This is a genomic window from Rathayibacter tritici (genome assembly GCF_001641005.1).
Lineage (GTDB): Bacteria > Actinomycetota > Actinomycetes > Actinomycetales > Microbacteriaceae > Rathayibacter > Rathayibacter tritici.
This window is the reverse complement of the sequence record NZ_CP015515.1, coordinates 334,764-354,524: the sequence shown is the minus strand read 5'-3', so window position 1 is coordinate 354,524 and position 19,761 is coordinate 334,764. Positions and strand designations below refer to the sequence as shown.

Genomic DNA, 19,761 nt, shown 5'->3' with positions numbered 1-19,761 from the left:
CAGGACGCCCGTGTCCACGAGCCCCCGCCCCACTCTCTTCGCCCTGCCCGGGCTCGGGCTCGACGGCCGTGCCTTCGACGCGCTGCGCCGGGAGCTCGCCGAGGTCGCCGACCTCGTCGCGCTCGACCTGCCCGGCGACTCCGGAACCTCGCTCGAAGCGATGACCGCTGCCACGATCCGCCGGATCCGCGAGCACGGCGCCTCCCGCTGGCTGCTCCTCGGGCACAGCATGGGCGGCAAGATCGCCTCGCTGGTCGCCTGCCGCACGATGACCGGCCGCTCGGGCCTGTTCGGGCTGGCCGGAGTCGTGCTGCTCGCCGGGTCGCCGCTCTCGCCCGAGCCGATGGCGGAGGAGCGCCGCTCGACCATGCTCGGCTGGGTCGACGACGGCCCACTCGACCAGGCGCAGGCGCGCGAATTCGTCGACCAGAACGTCGGCTCGCCGCTGCCCGCAGACACCGACGCGGAGGCGCTCGCCGAACTACGCCGCTACTCCCCCGAGGGCTGGCGCGACTGGCTCGAGCACGGCAGCCGCGAGGACCGCACGGCCGAGGCCGCGCTCGACGCCGCGCCGGCGCTCCTGATCGCGGGCGGGGAGGACGGCGACCTCGGCACCGACGCACAGGCCCGCCTCAACGGCTCCCTCTACTCCCGCGGTCGGCTGCTCACCCTCGCGGGGGCGGGCCACCTGCTGCCGTTCGAGCGTCCTGCCGAGGTGGCCTCCGCGATCCGGCGATTCTGGGAGGAGGAGGCCGGGGTCGCTCCTGTCGTGCCGGCGGACGTGGGCGCGGTCATCGCCTCCGCCCGCACCTCCACACGGGTGCGCGGTCTGCTCGCCGTGCGTGCGCTCGCCGACGATCCGGAGTACGCGCCGCGAGCCCTGACCGCCGTGCAGCTCATCGACCTCCGCGCGATCGCCGGCCGGGTGGTCCCGCAGGAGGGCGGGCAGATCGACCTGGCCGCCCGCGTCGACACGCAGCTCGCGAACGGCGAGGGCGACGGCTGGCGCAACGCGGACCTGCCGGCCGACCCGGTCGCCTACGGACTCGCGCTCGACACCCTCCGCGGCTTCGCCGGCCTCGGCGCCGACGAGCAGGACGCCCAGCTCAGGGCGGTCGCCGACGGCACCGCCACACCAGGCCAGCTCAGTGCACGCCAGCTGACCGCCTGGTTCGAGGACTGCCGTGTCGATCTGGTGAAGCAGTGGCTGGCCCACCCCGCCTCGATGGCGCGGATCGGCTACGACGGCTACGCCAGCGGCGGCGACACGCGTGCGCTGGTGACGGGCTTCCGGCTGCTCGGTGCCGACGATCGCGAGAGCTGGGAACCGACGACGAGGAGTCACCGATGAACACGACCGGCATGCGCCGCTTCGCGCTGGAGGAGACGGTCGACGCCCTCGTGATCGGCACCGGGGCCGGCGGCGCGCCGCTCCTGTCGGTGCTCGCCGCTCGCGGACTGCGCGTAGTGGCGCTCGAGGCCGGGCCGCACGTCGATCCGCTCGGGCACACGGCCGACGAGACGGCGGCCGTGGAGATCAACTGGATGCAGGAGCGCCTCAGCGGAGGCGCGACTCCCACCGCCTTCGGGCAGAACAACAGCGGCCGCGGGGTCGGCGGCTCGACGCTGCACTGGGGGGCGTTCACGCCGCGCCCCGACGCGCGCGACCTGCGGCTGCGGAGCGACTCGGGCGTCGGCCGCGACTGGCCGATCGAGCACGCCGAGCTCACCGCGTACATCGAGCGGGTCGAGGCGTCGATCGGAGTGGCGGGGCCGGCCGAGTACCCGTGGGACCCGACGCGCCGCTACCTTCACGGCCCGCTCGCGCGGAACGCCTCGGCCGACATGATGCTGCGGGGCTGCGCGGCGATCGGGATGCGCGCGACCGACGCGCCCGCCGCCGTGTTGAGCGGGGCGCGGGACGACGGCCGTCCCGCCTGCGTCAACTGCGGCCAGTGCCATCAGGGCTGCCGCACCGGCGCGAAGGCGAGCATGGACGTGACCTACCTGCCGGAGGCGGTGCGCGCCGGCGCTGAGATCCGCGCCGACTCGTTCGTGCACGGGATCGAGCTGGACGCCGCGGGCCAGGTGTGCGCCGTGGTGTATACGAGCGGCGGACTGGAGCACCGGCAGCGCTGCTCCGCCCTGTTCCTCTGCGCGGGCGGCGTCGAGACGCCTCGGCTCCTGCTCCACACGGGTGTCGCGAACAGCAGCGGGCAGGTGGGCCGGAACTTCTTGGCGCACGGGGCGACGCAGGTGTGGGGGACGTTCGAGAGCGAGATGCGCGGCTACCGCGGTTACCCCTCCTCCGCGATCACCGAGGACACCGTGCGTCCGGCCGACGCCGACTTCGTGGGCGGCTACCTGATCCAGAGCCTCGGCGTGATGCCGCTGACCTACGCCACGACCCTCGCCCGCGGTGCCGGGCTGTGGGGCGCCGAGCTGATGGACGCGCTCGACGGCTACCGCTTCGCCGCGGGGGTGGGGATCAACGCCGAATGCCTGCCCGCCGACCGCAACCGGCTGGAGCTGACCGACGAGCTGGACGAGCACGGAGTGCCGAAGGCGCGCATCACGTTCTCGGCGGGCGCGAACGAGGAGGCGATCGACCGGCATGCGATCCGGACGATGACCGCGATCGTGGAGGCGGCGGGCGCAACGAGCACCCGTGTGCTGGCGCGCACGGCGCACACCCTCGGTACGGTGCGGATGGGGACCGACGCGGGCGACGCGGTGGTCGACTCCGACGGCCGCAGCTTCGACGTGCCGAACCTGTGGGTGTGCGACAACTCGGTGTTCCCGAGCTCGCTGATCGCGAACCCGGCGCTCGCAACGATGGCGCTCTCGCTGCGGACGGCGGACCGCTTCTTGGCGGCGTAGGGCAGGCAGGCAGGCAGGCAGCGCATCAGAACGGCGGCGGGCGGTCGTCGAAGCTCGGGCGGGGGCCTGATCGCGGTCGCGCCTCGAGGGCCGGTGGCCGGGTCGTGATGCGGCGTCCGGTGGGGGTGGTCCAGTCGGCGGTGCCGTCGGGGTGGAGGACGTAGGTCCAGCGATCGCCGTGTCGTACGTGGTGGTGGGCGACGCAGAGGCTGGCGAGGTTGCCGGGATCGGTGCCGCCTCCGTTGCGCCATTCGACGACGTGGTCGGCCTCGGCGCCGCTGGCGGAGCGGGTGCAGCCGGGGAACCGGCAGGTCACGTCGCGGAGCTGGAGGAGGAGCCGCAGCTCGCGGTGCGGGAGTCGGCGGGTGCGACCGACCGAGAGGACGGCGCCCGTGCGCGGCTCGGTCATCACCCGGGTGACGGTCGCGGGGAGGAGGCTCCGGGCGGCGCCGGCGGGTATCGGACCGTAGCCGTCGAGCTCGGCGGGGGCGTCGTCGTGGCCGGAGGCGGTGCTCGCGGCGAGGGTGACGCGCACCTCGGCCCGGACGCCCGGGACCAGGGTCGGAGCGGGTCGATCGGCGCCGGCTTCGTCGGGGATCGTGCCGATGACGTCGGCATCGCACAGGATGTCGGCCAGGGCGTCGGCCCGCAGTTGCGCGAGGGTGCGCTCGTCTCCCCCGTCGAGCCCCGGGACGGGGAGCTCCCGGCATCAGGTTCGCGTCCCTCGGCATCCGACTCGCGTCCCTCGGGACCGTCGCGGAGAATCCGGGCGATCCGGTCGAGACGCGCGTACGCCCCGAGTGCGACCGGCGCCGGGAGAAGGGCGCAGAGCGTCGCCATGCCGTCCACCTCGGGGCTCAGCCACACCGCACGGTCCTCGCGAGCGCGTCGGTGACGGTCGGCGAGGGGCTGCTCGTGGAGTTCCTCGCGGAGCCTCGCCAGAGCGCGCCGCAGTTGCGTGGGTGTGGACCGGGCAGCGAGATCGGCGGCCCGCGCGTCGAACTCCGCCCGGGAGCCCGGCGGCAGGGTGGCCGCGACCGCGCACACGGCCTGGCCCGCCTCCCAGCGCAGCCGCGCCTCGGCGAGCGCAGAGCGGGTGGCCGGCAGATCCTCGACCAGGAGCCGCGCGTTCTCGAGCTCGCGGCAGGCGACCCGCTCGGACACTCCGAGGGCGACCGCGAACTCGGCACGGATCGATCGCTCGGCGAGCTCGCTCGAAGCATGCGGCGCCGACCCTCGGGCGAATGATTCCGGACGCTCGAGCGCGACGCGGTACCCGGCGTACAGCTCCTCGGCCGACGCTAGGAGCAGCGGAGATGCCGAGCGGGCGAGCGCTGCAGCCCGGTCACCGCGTGCGCGCACCTCGCCGAGCACCGCCTCCGCCGCCGCTGTCACTCCGTGTACTCTCATATAAGTATTGAACCAGCGACCACTGACAGTGGGGCCGCGGATCGTCCTGTTCCGGACAATCGCCCCCTGAATCGGCCCTGTGGAGGGACATTCTCACCGCTCACGGAGCAGCCGACCCTCCGTCCGGCTCCAGGCGCCGTCGGCTCAGGCGTACCGCCCCGCCACCTCGGCCAGGCACTCGCGGAAGACGCGCACGGCCGGCGACGCCAGCTGCGCCTCCCGCTGGGCCGTGAAGATCGTGCGGCGAGGCGTTCCCGGCAGCTCTAGGAGGCGGCAGTCCGGCTCCTCGCCCGCCCAGACCAGGTCGGGCATCAGGGCGACGGCGTGGCCGGAGGCGGCGAGGCGGATCTGCGCCTGAAGGTCGGCGGTCTCGAAGCGGACGTCGGGTTCGAAGCCCGCGACGCGGCAGGTCTGCTCGGCGAAGTGGCGGCTCGCGGTGCCGCGCGGCTCCATCACCCAGGCGCAGTCGCGGGTCGAGGCGAGGTCCACCACAGCGGAGTCGCGGCTGACGGCGAGGCGGATCGCGTCGGTCGTGAGATCGCTGCGCACCAGCCCCGGCAGCCACGAGGTGGAGTGGCCGGGGTACTGCTCGGCGACGACGAGGTCGAACTCCCGCGCCCACGACATCTCGTGCAGCGCCCCCTCCGGCTCGCGCTGCACCATCTCGACCCGCACCTCCGGGAAGCGCTCGGCCACGGCCCGAAGCGCGCCCGGCATCAGAGCGAGCGCCGCCGACTGGAACACCGCGACGCGCACCCGCCCGGTGATCGACTCGCCGGACGCCGCGAGCGCCGCCTCCGCCCGCTCGAGCAGGGCGAGCACCTCGCCGGCCGCCGCCACCAGGATCTCGGCCTGCGGAGTGAGCTGCACGCGCCGTCCGGCCTTGCGCAGCAGCTCGACTCCGGTCTCGCGCTCGAGCACCGCGAGCTGCTGCGAGACCGCGGAGGGGCTGTAGGCGAGGGCCTCCGCGGCGGCGGCGAGGGTTCCGCGGATGGCGACCTCGCGCAGCAGGACCAGGCGGCGGACATCGAGCACGGCGGCCTCCGATCGTTCAGCTGAGCTGACCGGTACCGGTAAGGAACGGTCGCTTCTGCTCAACGGTACTCGGTCGAATACTGAGGGGACCGACCCTCAGAGCAGAAGGACCGCACCATGACGGATCTCGCCAGCCCCGCTTCCGCGCCCGCCACCTCCGGCCCCGCTCCCGACTCCGTCGACCCCCGCCTCGTCGACGACAGCGTTGCTCTGGTCCGGCGCTGGCTGCGCGAGGCCTCCGCGATCCCCACCGACGCCTCCGGGGCGCAGCTGGCAGGCGTGCTGAAGGATCCGTCTGGCCTGGACTTCACGGTCGGCTTCGTCGACGGCGTCGTCCGCCCCGAGGACACCCGCGTGGCCGCGGCGGCGCTGAAGGCCATCGCGGGCGGCGTGCCCGGGTTCCTCCCGGCTCCGATGCGCGCGGCCGTCGCCCTCGGCGGCGTGATGGCGCCGCTGCTCCCGGACGTCGTGGTGCCGATCGCGCGCCGGGTGCTGCGGCGGATGGTCGGCCACCTCCTCATCGACGCGACCGACTCGCGCCTGGGCCCGGCGATCGCCGCGATCCGCCGCGACGGCGTGCGGCTCAACATGAACCTGCTCGGCGAGGCCGTCCTCGGCCGGGAGGAGGCCCGCCGCCGCCTGGAGGGCACCCACCGCCTCCTCGCCCGTGAGGACGTCGACTACGTCTCGATCAAGGTCTCCTCGAGCACCGCCCCGCACAACCCGTGGGCCTTCGACGCTGCGGTCGACGACATCGTCGAGGAGCTGGCGCCGCTGTTCGCGCGGGCCGCCGCCTCCTCGCCGCAGAAGTTCATCAACCTCGACATGGAGGAGTACAAGGACCTCGACCTCACCATCGCGGTCTTCACCCGCATCCTGGACCGGCCAGAGTTCACGGACCTCGAGGCCGGCATCGTGCTGCAGGCGTACCTCCCCGACGCGCTGTCGGCGATGATCCGCCTGCAGGAGTGGAGCGCGGCCCGCCGTGCCCGCGGTGGCGCCGCCATCAAGGTGCGCCTGGTCAAGGGCGCGAACCTGCCGATGGAGCAGGTCGAGGCGTCGGTGCACGGCTGGCCGCTGGCGACCTGGAGCAGCAAGCAGGACTCGGACACGAACTACAAGCGCGTTCTCGACTACGCCCTGCACCCGGAGCGGATCCGCGCCGTTCGGGTCGGCGTCGCCGGCCACAACCTCTTCGACATCGCCTACTCGTGGCTGCTCGCCGGTACCCGCGGCGTCCGCGAGGGCATCGAGTACGAGATGCTGCTCGGCATGGCGCAGGGCCAGGCGGAGGCGGTGCGCCGCACGGTCGGCTCGCTCCTGCTCTACACGCCGGTCGTCGCGCCGGCCGAGTTCGATGTGGCGATCGCCTACCTGATCCGCCGGCTGGAGGAGGGCGCGTCGAGCCAGAACTTCATGTCGGCCGTCTTCGAGCTCGAGGCCGATCCGGCGCTGTTCGCGCGGGAGGAGGAGCGGTTCCGCGCCTCCGTGGCCGCCCTCGACGGGGCAGTGCCGCCGGCGCATCGCGTGGCCGACCGGTTCGCCGCGAGCGGTCGCCCCGGCGTCGGCGACTTCCGCAGCACCCCGGACACCGACCCGTCCGTGGCTGCGAACCGCGAGTGGGCCGGGGCGATCCTCGCGCGCGTTCCCTCCTCCCGCGCGGGCGCCGACGCGATCGAGGCCGCCACGATCGGCACCCGCGGCGAGCTGGAGTCGGTGCTCTCCGGAGCGCGCGCCAGCGGCTGGAGCGACGTTCCGGCGGGCGAGCGCGCCCGCATCCTGCACCGTGCCGGCGACGAGCTGGAGGCGCGCCGCGCCGAGCTGCTGGAGGTCATGGCGGCCGAGGGCGGCAAGACGATCGACCAGGGCGACCCCGAGGTCTCGGAGGCCGTGGACTTCGCGCACTACTACGCCGAGCGCGCGCTCGAACTCGACGCGGTGGACGGCGCCCGCTTCCACCCGGCCGCGCTGACGCTGGTCGCTCCGCCGTGGAACTTCCCGGTCGCGATCCCGGCCGGAGGCGTGCTCGCGGCGCTGGCGGCCGGCTCCGCCGTGGTGCTCAAGCCCGCCGGTCCCACCGCCCGCTGCGGCGCCGTGGTGGCCGAGGCGCTGTGGGCGGCGGGCGTCCCCCGCGAGGCGCTGCGGCTGCTCCGTCTGCCGGAGGAGGAGCTGGGCCGCGACCTGATCGCCTCGCCCGCGGTGGACCGCGTGATCCTCACCGGCGCCTACGAGACGGCGGAGCTGTTCCGCTCCTTCCGGCACGACCTCCCGCTGCTCGCCGAGACCAGCGGCAAGAACGCGATCATCGTCACCCCCTCGGCCGACCTCGACCTCGCGGTGAAGGACGTCGTGGCGAGCGCCTTCGGGCACGCCGGGCAGAAGTGCTCGGCCGCCTCGCTCGTGGTGCTGGTCGGCTCCGTCGCCCGCTCGACGCGGTTCCGCGGGCAGCTGCTCGACGCGGTCTCCTCCCTCACCGTCGGCTACCCGACGGACCCCGCGACGCGGATGGGCCCGGTGATCGAGCCGGCCGAGGGCAAGCTGCTGCGCGGCCTGACGACGCTCGGCGCCGGCGAGACCTGGCTGCTGCAGCCGCGGACGCTGGACGAGTCCGGCCGGCTGTGGAGCCCGGGCGTGCGCGAGGGCGTGCGCCGCGGCTCCGACTTCCACCGCACCGAGTACTTCGGGCCGATCCTGGGGATCATGACGGCGGCGACCCTCGACGAGGCGATCGCGCTGGTGAACGAGGTGGACTACGGGCTCACCTCGGGCCTGCACGCGCTCGACCCGGACGAGATCGGCACCTGGCTCGACGGGATCGAGGCCGGCAACCTCTCCGTGAACCGCGGGATCACCGGCGCGATCGTGCAGCGCCAGCCGTTCGGCGGCTGGAAGAAGTCGGCGGTCGGGCCGGGCACGAAGGCGGGCGGGCCGGACTACCTTCTCGGGCTGGGCTCGTGGAGCGCGACGCCGTCGGAGGCGACGGCCGCGGTCGTCGGCCCGGCCGCGCGACTGCTCGCGGCGGCGCGCGGCGAACTCTCGGCCCAGGAGTACGCCGGCGTCGAGCGGACTGCCCGCAGCTGCGCCGCGGCGTGGGCCGCGGGCGCTCCCCGCGACGTGACGGGGCTGGCGGCGGAACGGAACGTGTTCCGCCACCTGCCCTACGACTCCGCCGTGCTGGTGCGCCTGGCCGACGGAGAGCCGCTCGGCTCGCTCGTCCGGGTGGCCGTCGCCGCGGCGACCGCTCGGGCATCCGTGGTCGTCTCGAGTGCTGTGGTGCTGCCTCCGCTTGTCGCCGCCGCGCTCGCCGAGACTGCGGGCGCCGTGGTGGTCGAGGACGACGCGGCGTGGGAGGCACGGGTGCGCGCCCACGGCGCCGGACGGGTGCGCCTGCTGGGCGCCCCCGCCGCGACGGTCACCGCCGTGACCGGTGGACGCCCCGACCTCGCCGTCTACGCCGGCGAGGAAACCGAGGCCGGCCGCCTCGAACTGCTGCCCTTCCTCCGCGAGCAAGCCGTCTCGCTCACCGCCCACCGCTTCGGCACGCCCGACCACCTCACCGACGCCCTGCTCTGACCTCTGCCGCGAGATGCCACGTGGGTGCGCCCCGCCCGGCGTGTCGCGTACATAAGTGGCATCTCGCGGCGGGGGAGGAGGGGGCGGGGCGGGCGGGGGTGTTGTCGGCGTATCGGGAAGGGGCGACGGGGACGCAACGGGGGATCGCGTTGTCTTGAGTCATGTTCGAGACAGACCAGGCGATCACCTTCTTCGGGTGCGATCGTGAAGAAGCGCGTGCCATTGCGGAGGCGTCCCGCCGCTACCCCGTGCGCTGCCGGGTGGAGGCTGTCCCCGTCAGCCCGGTGAGCGCGGCCCTGGCGGTCGGGACGCCCTGCGTCAGCGTCAGCCACGTGAGCGCCGTGACCGCGGAGACGTTGCACGCCCTCGCCGCGAACGGAGTGCGCTCGCTCATCACCCGGAGTATCGGCGTCGATCACCTCGACGTCGAGGCGGCCGCCGCGCTCGGCATCACCGTCGCGAACGTCGGGTACGAGCCCGACGGAGTCGCCGACCACACGGTCATGCTGATCCTCCTCGCCCTGCGCAACGCCCGGCCCACTCTCGCCGCCGTCGCCCGGCACGATTTCCGCGCGCCCGACACGCGAGGCCGGGAGCTGCGCAGTGTCACCGTGGCGGTGATCGGCGGCGGGCGCATCGGCTGCGCCGTCGCCGAGCGGTTGCGCCCCTTCGGCTGCCGCGTGCTGATCGTCGGCGGTTCCGGCCCGGCGCCCGAGGGCACGGAGCGAGTCCCGCTCGAGCAAGCGCTGGCCGCGAGCGATGTGCTCACCCTGCACCTGCCCCTGTCCGACACGACCCACCACTTCCTCACCGCCGAGCGGATCGACCGACTGCGGCCGGGCGCACTCGTGGTCAACACCGGTCGCGGCGGCCTGGTCGACACGGACGCGCTGCTCGCCGCCCTCGAGGACGGCCGGCTCGGTGGCGCCGCTCTCGACGTCGTCGAGGGCGAGGAGGGCTACTTCTCGGTCGACCACTCCGGCCGGCCGCTCCCCCACCGCTCCCTCGAGCGCCTGGTCGCGATGCCGAACGTCGTCGTCACTCCCCACCTGGCCTACTTCACCACCCGCACCCTTCACCAGATCATCGAGACGACGCTCTCGCTCTGCGTGGCTCACGAGAGGACCACCACCCATGTCTAAGACGACCATCGCCATCCTGTTCGGCGGCTGCTCCGAGGAGCACGACGTCTCCGTCAAGTCGGCACTCGAGATCGCCGCCGCACTGGACCCGGTCCGGTACGACGCCCTGTGGATCGGGATCACCCGCCGCGGCGAGTGGCGACTCTGCGAGGGCCCGCGCCCCGACTGGGAGTCGCAGCACGGCCGCGCCGCAGTGATCTCCCCCGACCGCGGGACCCGCGGCCTGCTGGTCGAGGACGAGGGCACCTTCCGTCGGGTCGGAGTCGACGTCGTCCTCCCCGTCCTGCACGGCACGGGAGGCGAGGACGGCTCCATCCAGGGCCTGCTCGAACTCTCCGGCGTCCCCTACGTCGGCTGCGACATCCAGGGCTCGGTGGTGTGCATGGACAAGTCGCTCGCCTACACCGTCGCGGCGCAGGCCGGCATGCCCGTGCCGGCGTTCACCGTCGTGCACCCGGGCGACAGCGTCGATGCGGCCAGCCTGAGCTTCCCCGTCTTCGTGAAGCCGGCGCGCTCGGGCTCCTCGTTCGGAGTCACGAAGGTCGAGTCCGCCGAGCGCCTCGACGAGGCAATCGCCCTTGCCCGCCAGTACGACCAGAAGGTGCTGATCGAGGAGCAGGTGCTCGGCTCGGAGGTGGGCTGCGCCGTCCTCGGCGACGGAGACGACCTGGTCGTCGGCGAGGTGGACCAGATCCGCCTGGAGCACGGGCTCTTCCGCATCCACCAGGAGGCGGAGCCGGAGAAGGGGTCGGTCAACTCCTCCATCACCGTCCCGGCCGACCTCCCCGAGGCGCAGCGGGCGTCGATCCAGGAGCGGGCGAAAGCGCTGTACCGGGCGCTCGGCTGCCGGGGCCTGGCCCGCGTGGACATGTTCCTGCTCGAGGATGGGCGCGTGGTCCTGAACGAGGTCAACACCCTGCCCGGGTTCACCTCCTACAGCCGGTACCCCCGGATGATGGCCGCCGCCGGCCTCGGCGTCTCCGACCTGATCGACCGCAGCGTCCAGCTGGCGATGACCCGATGAGCCCGGGATTCGTCTACCTCGACGACGCCGTCGACTCCGTGCTCTGGGACGCGAAGTACGCCGGCTCCGATAACTTCACCGGCGGCCCGGTCGACGGATATGCAACCGATCGGGTCGTGACGACCGCGGCGGTGGCGGCGGCGCTGCAGGAGGCGCAGGGCCGGGCCGCCGAGCGCGGACTGGGGCTGCTCGTCTGGGACGCCTACCGCCCTCAGCGCGCCGTCGACCACTTCATCCGGTGGGCGCAGGAGCCGGAGTGCCCGCGCGCCAAGAGCGTCTTCCACCCGCGCATCAGCCGCGCCGCAATGCTCGAGCAGGGCTACATCGCCTGCTCCTCGGGGCACACCCGCGGCGGCTCGCTCGATCTCACCCTCGTCGACTCCGCGAGCGGATTGCTGCTGGACATGGGCGGTCGGCACGATCTGATGGACGAGACCTCGCATCACGCGACCGAGGAGGTAGGGCCCGTCGCCGCGGACAACCGGCGGATCCTCTGCGCCATCATGCTCGACAGCGGCTTCCACCCGTATCCGCAGGAGTGGTGGCACTACACGCTCGCCGGCGAGCCCTTTCCCGACCACTACTTCGACTTCCCGATCACGTGACATCCTGCGCCCTGCCGCCCCGGCACGACAGCGACGGATCGGGATGCGCCGCAGACGAGGGACGGCAGCCTGCGCGGTCTACGGTTCACCGATGCGGGTCCTGATCGTCGAAGACGAACCCTTCCTCTCCCGGTCGATCAGCGACGGCCTCCGGCTCGAGGCGATCGCGTCGGACATCGCCGCCGACGGACACCAGGCGCTCGCGCTCCTGGAGACGACGGTGTACGACGTCGCACTCCTCGACCGTGACGTCCCGGGCCCGTCGGGCGACGATGTCGCCCGCGCTATCGTCGCCTCCGGTTCGGGGACGCCGATCATCATGCTCACCGCGGCCGATCGCCTCCTGGACAAGGAGAGCGGCTTCGAGATCGGCGCCGACGACTACCTCACGAAGCCCTTCGAGCTGCGCGAACTCGTCCTGCGCGTGCGGGCTCTCGCCCGGCGCCGCAGCCAGGCCCGTCCTCCCGTGTACGAGCGGGATGGACTGCGGATCGATCCGTTCCGCCGCGAGGTCTTCCTCGACGGCCGCTTCGTCGCCCTGACCCGCAAGCAGTTCGCCGTCCTGCACGTCCTCGCGGAGGCCGACGGCGGTGTCGTCAGCGCCGAGGAGCTGCTGGAGCGGGCATGGGACGCGAACGCCGATCCGTTCACCAACGCGATCAGGATCACGATCTCCGGCCTACGCAAACGACTCCCCGACCCGTCGCTGATCGGCACCGTGCCCGGCTCGGGCTACCGGATCGCGCCGCGCACCCCCGAGTCCGCCGAGACCCGGCGGAGCTGACGTGGCGCCGGCCCGTCGGCCTCGCTCGATCAGCATCCGCACGCGCCTGACGCTCAGCTACGTCCTGCTGCTCGGGCTGGCGGTCACCGGGCTTCTGGGGGCGATGTCACTCTTCCTCCTGCGCTACATCACCGACGAGTACTTCGTCTCGTACTCGCAGCGCACGAACGAGCAGATCTTCGTCCCCAACCGCACCGAGCTGCTCAGCGCCTTCGTTCCGGTCGCCGCCGGGGTGATTGTGCTCCTCCTGATCGCCGGGACCGTCGGCGGCTGGCTCCTGGCCAGGAGGATCCTCGCGCCGCTGGACGAGCTCACCCGCGTCGCCCGGCTGGTCGCCGCGGACGGCTACTCGCACCGGGTCGCGGACATGCCGTCGCGGGACGAGTTCGACGAGTTGGCCGAGGCCTTCAACGCGATGCTCGAGCAGACCGAGGCGCACGTCCGCGAGCAGGAGCGGTTCGCCGCGAACGCCTCGCACGAGCTCCGCACGCCGCTGACCATCACGAAGACGATGCTCGACGTCGCCCGGCGCGACACTTCCCCCGACATGGACCACCTGCTCGCTGATCTGTCCTCCGTCACCGCCCGCTCGATCGACCTGGTCGAGGCCCTCCTGCAGTTGAGTCGGGCCGACCGCCCCGTACCCGAGGCGGAGACCCTCGATCTGTCGCTGCTCGCGGAGGAGGCGCGCGACAGCGTCCTCACCCTCGCCGAGCGCGGCGGCGTCTCCCTCCGCCTGCAGGTCGAGCCGTGCTCCGCACTCGGATCCACGTCGCTGCTACTCCAGCTGATGACGAACCTGCTGCACAACGCGATCGTGCACAACGTTTCGGCGGGGTTCGTCGTGCTCCGGACGGAGCAGAGCGCGGAGGGAGCGGTCGTCACCGTCGAGAACAGCGGTTCCGCGATCGACCCGACGACGCTGCCGACCCTGCTGGAGCCGTTCGTGCGGGGCGGTACCCGCACCCGCCGCACGGATGGGGGCCACACGGGCACCGGTCTCGGTCTGGCGATCGTCTCGCGGATCGTCGCGGCCCACGGGGGCCGCCTGACACTCACGGCCCGCGAGGAGGGCGGGCTCCTCGTGCGCGTCATCCTGCCGAGTGAGCGACCGGAACAGCCGGGTCAGGGACCGGATCAGGCCACGCGGGGGCTCAGAACAGGCCGCGCGGAGGCTCGACGGAGGCGAGGACGCCGGGCGCCGCGATCACGCTGAGGCGGCCGACCTCCTCCGGGGTCAGCTCGGGCAGGCGCTGGGCGAGATCGAGGAATCGCTCGATCTCGGGCTCTTCGAGCACGTCGGATGCGAGCGTGCGGAACTTCGCGACGTACTGCTCGCGGCTGAACGGGTGCGCCCCGAGCGGATGCGCATCCGCCACCGCGATCTCGTCGACGATCGTCGTGCCGTCCGTCATCAGAATCTCGACGCGCGCGCCGAACGCCTTCTCGCTCGGGTCGGCGGAGTGGTAGCGGCGCGTCCACTCCGCGTCCTCCCGGGTGCTCACCCGGTGCCAGAGCGCGATCGTGTCGGCGCGGGCGGCGCGCTCGGGGGCGTAGCTGTGCACGTGGTGCCAGGCGCCATCCTGCAGCGCCACCGTGAAGATGTACGGCACGGAGTGGTCCAGCGTCTCGCGCGAGGCGCTCGGGTCGTACTTCTGCGGGTCGTTCGCGCCCGAACCGATCACGACGTGGGTGTGCTGCGAGGTGTGCAGGACGATCCGCTCCACGCGCTCCGGATCGGCGGCCTCGGGGTGCGTGCGGTGCAGGCGGCGGGCGAGGTCGATCAGCGCCTGGGCCTGGTACTCGGCCGAGTGCTCCTTCGTGTACGTGTCGAGGATCGCGCGCTTGGCCTCACCGCGATCGGGCAGCGGCACGTCGTAGCTCGCCTCGGCGCCGTCGAGCAGCCAGGCGATCACGCCGTCCTCGCCCTCGTAGATCGGCGAGGGGCTGGTCTCGCCGCGCATCGCCCGGTCGACCGCCTCGACCGCCATCTTCCCGGCGAAGGCCGGCGCGTACGCCTTCCAGCTCGAGATCTCGCCCTTGCGCGACTGCCGGGTGGCGGTCGTGGTGTGCAACGCCTGCGCGATCGCCTGCTCCGTCGTCGCGACATCGAGGCCGAGCAGTGTGCTGATCCCGGCGGCGGCCGACGGGCCGAGGTGCGCGACGTGGTCGATCTTGTGCTGATGCAGGCTGATCGCGCGGACGAGGTCGACCTGGACCTCATAGCCGGTGACGATGCCGCGCACGAGCTGCGCACCGCCGATACCGGCGTGCTGGGCGACGGCGATCAGCGGAGGGATGTTGTCGCCGGGGTGCGAGTACTCGGCCGCGAGGAACGTGTCGTGGTAGTCGAGCTCGCGCACGGCGACTCCGTTGGCCCAGGCCGCCCACTCCGGCGAGACGCGGCGGGCCGGATCGACGCCGAGGACGACCGACCCCTGCCCGCCGATGGAGGCGGGGTGCGCGAGCGCCTGAGCGCGGGCGGCGACGACGGGGCGGCGCAGGAGCGATGCGGTGGCGACGGCGGCATTGTCGATCACGCGGTTGACCACCATCTCGGCGACCTCGGCATCGATCTCGACCGGATCGGCGGCAACCTCGGCGAGCGCGTGGGCGAGCTGCCCGTGTCGGGGAAGCTCCTCCTCGCTGCGGTGAACGCGGACGTGGTGTTCGTGCACGGGCGGCTCCTTGCTCTCGCCCCTAGGCTATCGCCCGCCTCGCGGCCCGGCCGCGCGGGCAGAATGGGCGGATGGCCACCCTCACGCGCGTCGCGGCGTTCGACTGCGGCACCAACTCGCTCCGCCTGCTGATCGCCGATGTCGAGGGCGGCCGCCTCCGCGACGTGCACCGCCGCACCGAACTCGTGCGACTCGGCCGAGGCGTGGACCACACCGGCCGCTTCGACCCGGGGGCGCTCGAGCGGACCCTCGCCGTCACCCGCGAGTACGCGGCCGCCGCGCAGGAGGCCGGCGCCGAGCGCCTCCGCTTCGTCGCCACCTCGGCCACCCGCGACGCCGCCGACCGCGACGACTTCCTCGCCGCCGTCGAGCGGATTCTCGGGGTCGTCCCCGAGACGATCATCGGCGAGGAGGAGGCGCGGCTCTCCTTCCGCGGCGCGGTCTCGGCCGTCGACTCCGCCCGCCCCGTGCTCGTCGTCGACCTCGGCGGCGGCTCCACCGAGCTGGTCCTCGGCGGTGCCGAGCCGGAGCAGGCGCACTCGATGGCGGTGGGCAGCGTTCGCCTGACCGAGCGGCACCGTCGCGCTGCCGCCCCGGCCGAGGCCGCGCCGACCGCTGGCGAGCGCGCGGCGATCCGCTCCGACGTGCGCGCCGCGGTGGCCGCCTCCTCCGTCGACCTCTCGCGCGCCCGGAGCGTCGTCGGCGTCGCCGCGACCGTGCTGACGGTCACCGCGCACGTCCTGCGCAGCACCGACCGCGCGGCGATCGAGACTGCACTTCCCCTGACCGACGTGCTCGCCGCCTGCGACGAACTCGCCGCGCTCTCCCCCGCCGAGACGGCGGCCCTGCCCTGGGTCCGCGCGGGTCGCGAGGACGTGCTCGCTGCCGGCGCGCTGATCTGGGGCGAGGTCCTGCGCGCCGTCCAGGACGCCTCGCCGGCCGTGACCTCGGTCCGCTCGAGCGCCCACGACATCCTCGACGGCATCGCCCTGGGCCTCGGCCTCGGCTGACCTCCACGCGACCGTCGGCGGCGAGCGCCGCGCACCGACACCGCGCCCGCCGGAGCGGTACCGTCGGAGGATGAGCGACGCAGGCGAGACCAGGACGATCCAACTCCGACGCTACGAGCTGATGGACGGGGTGCTCGACGACTTCCTCGCCTGGTTCCCCGCGCGGATCGTGCCGGCGCGCGAGGCCCACGGCTTCCGAATCGAGTTCGCCTACGCCGACCGCGAGGTGAACGAGTTCGTCTGGGCGGTGAGCACGGCCGGCGACGCCGACGCGTTCGCCGAGGTCGAGCGGGCCTACCTGGCGTCCCCCGAGCGCGACGCCGCTTTCGCGGGCGAGCCCCAGCGCGTCGCGGTGCAGCACGTGCGGCTGGTCGAGCGGATCGTCTGACCGCTGTCAGCGCCGGGCGCGCCGTGCTGCCCCGAGCACTCCGCGCAGCACGAGCGCCCCGACCGCGATCGACCCGATCGCCCCCGTGAGCCGCACCATGATGTGCTTGGGCCGGTCGATGCCTTCGCGGTCGGCCGGCGACGGGAGCGACGCCGGAGCCAGCGCGCGCCCCGCCGCTCCCGCCTCGGCCAGGTGCGCGAGCCGACGCACCGCCTCGCGGTTGCGGAGCCACAGGCCCGCGTGCATCAGCGGCTGGGGGATGAGCGTGCCCGGCCCCTTCACGGGCGCCTCGTGCATCCGCACCCTCGCGCCGCGCGCGTGGGGCTCGACCTCGACGCGGACGCGGGCCTCGCCGAGCGGCCAGCCGGCGGCCTGGATGACCATCCGTCGCGGCGGGTCCCACTCGAGGACCGTGGTGCGGTCATCGATCACGAGCGGCCACAGGCCGAAGGAGTGGTGCAGGCGCGAACCGACATGCGGGAAGTCGGCGTCGACCTTCCGCATCCGGGAGGCGCCGACGACCCAGCTCGGGAACAGCCAGCCGGAGGCGAGCACCGCGAACACGGACTCGGGCGGGCAGTGGACGACGCGGGTGGTGCGGGACATCGCGGACTCCTTCGTGAAGTGGTGGGGCTGAGGCCGCTCCCAGCCTGGCAGGCCGGCGACGGCGATGGTGGCGCCTCAGACCGGGCTCGCCTCGGGCGAGAGGTCCGGCGACTCGCTCACCCCGAACTCGTGTCGCAGCGCACTGCGCGCGGCGTGCCAACCGGCCATACCGTGCACGCCCGGTCCGGGCGGCGTGGACGACGAGCAGAGGTACAGCCCCTTCGCCGGTGTCCGCCACGGGTCGGTCGTGGGGACCGGCCGGGAGAGCAGCTGCGCCACGCTCGCGGCTCCGGCGGCGATGTCTCCGCCCAGGTAGTTGGGGTTGTAGGCCTGCATGTCTCGGGCGGTCATCGAGGAGGCGGCGAGCACGCGGTCGCGGAACCCGGGGGCGAAGCGCTCGATCTGGGCGGTGATCGCCTCCTGCTGGTCGGCCGGCGAGTACCGCGGGACGTGCGTGTACGTCCAGAGCACGTGCCTGCCCTCGGGCGCCCGGGTCGGGTCGGCGATCGAGGGTTGAGCGACGAGAACGTAGGGGCTGCGGCTGTGCCGGCCGCGCTTCACGTCGCGCTCGGCCGCCGCGATCTCGGCGCGGCTCCCGCCGACGTGCAGCGTGCCCGCGCGGGCGAGCTCGGGGTTCGTCCACGGCACGGGGCCGTCGAGGGCGAAGTCGACCTTGGCCACGCCGTTGCCGTAGCGGAAGCGCTGGAGGGCGGCGGCGTAGGCGGCGGGCAGGCGATCGCCCGCCATCGCGAGTAGCGCCGTCGGTGTGCCGTCGACGAGGACGGCGCGGGCCGGAGGCAGCTGCGCGAGCGAGGTCACCTCGACGCCGGTCTCGATGGTGCCCCCGTGCACTCGCAGGTCGTGGGCGAGCGCGTCGACGATCGACTGGCTCCCGCCGACCGGAACCGGCCAGCCCCGCGCGTGGGCGTAGGCGCCGAGCGCCAGGGCCGCGGCGGCCGTCGACGGGCTGGGCATCGGGCGGATCGAGTGCGCCGCGACCCCGGAGAACATCGCCGGGGCGACCTCCTCCCGAAAACGCAGGTTCCACACGGGCGTGCCCTGCTCGAGCACCCGCAGTCCGAAACGGATCAGCACGCTCGGGTCGGTCGGGATCCGCAGCAGTGCATCGTTCGTGAAGCCGGCCACCCGGTCGGCCCGCTCGGCGAGCGGCCCCATCAGCGCCCGCCAGGCCGCCCCGTCGCGGCCCAGCGCCTCGGCCGTGCGGTCGAGGTCGCGGTAGGCGATGCCCGCGCGACCCCCGTCGAGCGGATGTGCGTAGGAGATCTCGGGGACGACCAGCTCGATGCGTCGGTCGAGCCCGAAGGCGCGGAAGAATCCGGACGCGAGCGCCATCGGGTGCACCGCCGAGCAGACGTCGTGGTGGAATCCGGGCAGCGTCAGCTCGGCCGTGCGCGCGCCGCCGCCGATCGTCTCGTTGCGCTCGAGGACGGTGACCGCGAGCCCGGCTCGCGCGAGGGTGACCGCGGCGGCGAGGCCGTTCGGTCCCGCTCCAACGACGATGGCGTCGACCACGCTCACCTCCTCCGCAGGGCGGAGAGGACACCTACGGCTCCGGCGGCGAGGGCCGCTGCGGCCCCCGCGTAGCTGAGACCGCGGTGGCGGATCATCCAGATCTGCGGCGTCATCGTGTGCGCGCGGTCGCTGAAGAGGCCGCGCGCACCGTGATCGCCGGGGACCGGTTCGTAGACGTTGTTCGGCAGCATCGGCTCGGTCTTGTCCGCAGCCTGCTGGCCGTCGAACGCGTTGCGGGCGAGGTACCAGTCCATGAAGCGGCCGGCGAAGCGGTCGCCGAGGATCGTGCCCGCGGTCGGCTCGCCCACCCAGGTGCGGCGGCGCGGCGTGTCGGCCACATCGGCGATCGCGATCGCACCCACCTCCGGCTCGTAGATCGGCGGCACCGGCTGCGGGTGGTGCGGCAGCTGGGACTTCACCCAGTTGAACTGAATGGTGTTGAGCGCCGGCATGTCGACCTCGGACAGCCGCACGCGGCTCTTCACGTGCAGGAGCTCGGCGGTGACGGCCTCGGTGAAGCCGCGCGCGCCGAACTTCGAGGCGCAGTAGGCCGCCTGCAACGGGATGCCCCGGTGCGCGAGCGCGGAGCCCACCTGGATGACATGCCCGCGGTCGCGCGGAGTCATTCGCGAGAGCGCCGCGCGAGTGCCGTTGACGAAGCCGAAGAAGTTCACGCCCACCGCGCGCTCGAAATCGGCCGGCTCGGTCGAGAGAAACTCGCCGAACACGCCGACCATCGCGTCGTTGACCCACAGCTCGATCGGACCGAGCTCGGCCTCGACCCGATCCGCAGCGGACTCGACGGCCTCGCGGTCGGCCACATCCGTCGGGATACCCAGCCCGCGCCGGCCCTTCTGCTCGATCTCGGCGACAGTGGCCGCGAGGCCGTCCTCGCCGCGCGCCAGCACGGCGACGTCCCAGCCGCGGGAGGCCAGCTCACGGACCGTCGCGCGTCCCAACCCGGCCGTGCCTCCGGTGACGACGGCGACTCCACGGCTCATGCGCGGGCCTCGCGGACGCGGGCCTCGCGGACGGAGCTCTCGCGGACGGAGCTCTCGCGGACGGGGGTCTCGGTGCGGGGATGCTGCCTCAT

16 protein-coding genes and 2 pseudogenes are annotated in these 19,761 nt (G+C 73.4%); 10 read left to right on the top strand and 8 right to left on the bottom strand.

What is annotated here, in order from left to right; translation table 11 throughout:
• Positions 1–10: 10 nt before the first annotated feature.
• Both A6122_RS01545 and A6122_RS01540 read left to right on the top strand, forming a co-directional pair.
• Positions 11–1,351: an alpha/beta fold hydrolase gene (locus tag A6122_RS01545; RefSeq protein ID WP_104261860.1), complete on the top strand. Its 1,341-nt coding sequence runs from the start codon at positions 11–13 to the stop codon at positions 1,349–1,351.
• The gene (locus A6122_RS01540; protein ID WP_068250786.1) at positions 1,348–2,880 is read left to right on the top strand and encodes a GMC family oxidoreductase; all 1,533 of its coding nucleotides are present in this window, start codon (positions 1,348–1,350) and stop codon (positions 2,878–2,880) included. The genes A6122_RS01545 and A6122_RS01540 overlap by 4 nt, the downstream gene beginning before the upstream one ends.
• Positions 2,881–2,905: 25 nt before the next feature.
• Here A6122_RS01540 and A6122_RS17530 read toward each other — a convergent pair whose 3' ends face one another.
• The 4 genes and pseudogenes from A6122_RS17530 to A6122_RS01530 form a co-directional block, all read right to left on the bottom strand.
• Positions 2,906–3,196 (bottom strand): HNH endonuclease signature motif containing protein, encoded by a 291-nt coding sequence (locus A6122_RS17530; RefSeq protein WP_335720339.1) that lies wholly within the window; start codon positions 3,194–3,196, stop codon positions 2,906–2,908.
• A gap of 12 nt (positions 3,197–3,208) precedes the next feature.
• A pseudogene (locus tag A6122_RS17525) lies at positions 3,209–3,541 on the bottom strand (HNH endonuclease); the annotation flags it as partial.
• A 125-nt stretch (positions 3,542–3,666) separates the two neighbouring features.
• Positions 3,667–4,290, bottom strand: a pseudogene (locus A6122_RS17650) (DUF222 domain-containing protein); the annotation flags it as partial.
• 144 nt (positions 4,291–4,434) lie between these two features.
• Entirely contained in the window at positions 4,435–5,325 is an 891-nt protein-coding gene (locus A6122_RS01530) for a LysR family transcriptional regulator (RefSeq protein WP_068250779.1), read from the bottom strand.
• A 117-nt stretch (positions 5,326–5,442) separates the two neighbouring features.
• Here A6122_RS01530 and A6122_RS01525 point away from each other — a divergent pair, with 117 nt between their 5' ends.
• The 6 genes from A6122_RS01525 (at position 5,443) to A6122_RS01500 (ending at position 13,669) form a co-directional block, all read left to right on the top strand.
• Positions 5,443–8,898: a bifunctional proline dehydrogenase/L-glutamate gamma-semialdehyde dehydrogenase gene (locus A6122_RS01525; protein ID WP_068250776.1), complete on the top strand. Its 3,456-nt coding sequence runs from the start codon at positions 5,443–5,445 to the stop codon at positions 8,896–8,898.
• Positions 8,899–9,059: 161 nt separating this feature from the next.
• Complete coding sequence (locus A6122_RS01520; RefSeq protein ID WP_068250775.1) at positions 9,060–10,040, top strand: NAD(P)-dependent oxidoreductase; 981 nt, start codon at positions 9,060–9,062, stop codon at positions 10,038–10,040.
• On the top strand, positions 10,033–11,064 hold the full coding sequence (gene vanA, locus A6122_RS01515; RefSeq protein ID WP_068250774.1) for a D-alanine--(R)-lactate ligase: 1,032 nt from the start codon (positions 10,033–10,035) through the stop codon (positions 11,062–11,064). The genes A6122_RS01520 and vanA overlap by 8 nt, the downstream gene beginning before the upstream one ends.
• A complete protein-coding gene (locus tag A6122_RS01510) occupies positions 11,061–11,669 on the top strand; it encodes a M15 family metallopeptidase (RefSeq protein WP_068250771.1) in 609 nt (202 codons plus the stop codon). The genes vanA and A6122_RS01510 overlap by 4 nt, the downstream gene beginning before the upstream one ends.
• A 91-nt stretch (positions 11,670–11,760) precedes the next feature.
• Complete coding sequence (locus tag A6122_RS01505) at positions 11,761–12,453, top strand: response regulator transcription factor (protein ID WP_068250768.1); 693 nt, start codon at positions 11,761–11,763, stop codon at positions 12,451–12,453.
• Position 12,454: 1 nt separating this feature from the next.
• Positions 12,455–13,669: a sensor histidine kinase gene (locus A6122_RS01500; protein WP_068250765.1), complete on the top strand. Its 1,215-nt coding sequence runs from the start codon at positions 12,455–12,457 to the stop codon at positions 13,667–13,669.
• On the opposite strand, the gene A6122_RS01495 is transcribed toward A6122_RS01500, so the two are convergent.
• Positions 13,608–15,131 (bottom strand): MmgE/PrpD family protein, encoded by a 1,524-nt coding sequence (locus A6122_RS01495; RefSeq protein ID WP_068250762.1) that lies wholly within the window; start codon positions 15,129–15,131, stop codon positions 13,608–13,610. The genes A6122_RS01500 and A6122_RS01495 overlap by 62 nt on opposite strands.
• A 71-nt stretch (positions 15,132–15,202) precedes the next feature.
• On the opposite strand from A6122_RS01495, the gene A6122_RS01490 reads away from it, so the two are divergent.
• Together A6122_RS01490 and A6122_RS01485 are read left to right on the top strand one after the other, a co-directional pair.
• The gene (locus A6122_RS01490; RefSeq protein WP_068250759.1) at positions 15,203–16,141 is read left to right on the top strand and encodes a Ppx/GppA phosphatase family protein; all 939 of its coding nucleotides are present in this window, start codon (positions 15,203–15,205) and stop codon (positions 16,139–16,141) included.
• A 70-nt stretch (positions 16,142–16,211) separates the two neighbouring features.
• Positions 16,212–16,529 (top strand): NIPSNAP family protein, encoded by a 318-nt coding sequence (locus A6122_RS01485; RefSeq protein WP_068250756.1) that lies wholly within the window; start codon positions 16,212–16,214, stop codon positions 16,527–16,529.
• 6 nt (positions 16,530–16,535) lie between these two features.
• On the opposite strand, the gene A6122_RS01480 is transcribed toward A6122_RS01485, so the two are convergent.
• The 3 genes from A6122_RS01480 to A6122_RS01470 all read right to left on the bottom strand — a co-directional run bounded on the left by A6122_RS01480 (position 16,536) and on the right by A6122_RS01470 (position 19,669).
• The gene (locus A6122_RS01480; RefSeq protein ID WP_068250753.1) at positions 16,536–17,135 is read right to left on the bottom strand and encodes an SRPBCC family protein; all 600 of its coding nucleotides are present in this window, start codon (positions 17,133–17,135) and stop codon (positions 16,536–16,538) included.
• A gap of 75 nt (positions 17,136–17,210) precedes the next feature.
• Entirely contained in the window at positions 17,211–18,674 is a 1,464-nt protein-coding gene (locus A6122_RS01475; protein ID WP_068250750.1) for a phytoene desaturase family protein, read from the bottom strand.
• The gene (locus tag A6122_RS01470; protein ID WP_068250748.1) at positions 18,671–19,669 is read right to left on the bottom strand and encodes an SDR family oxidoreductase; all 999 of its coding nucleotides are present in this window, start codon (positions 19,667–19,669) and stop codon (positions 18,671–18,673) included. The genes A6122_RS01475 and A6122_RS01470 overlap by 4 nt, the downstream gene beginning before the upstream one ends.
• Positions 19,670–19,761 lie beyond the last annotated feature (92 nt).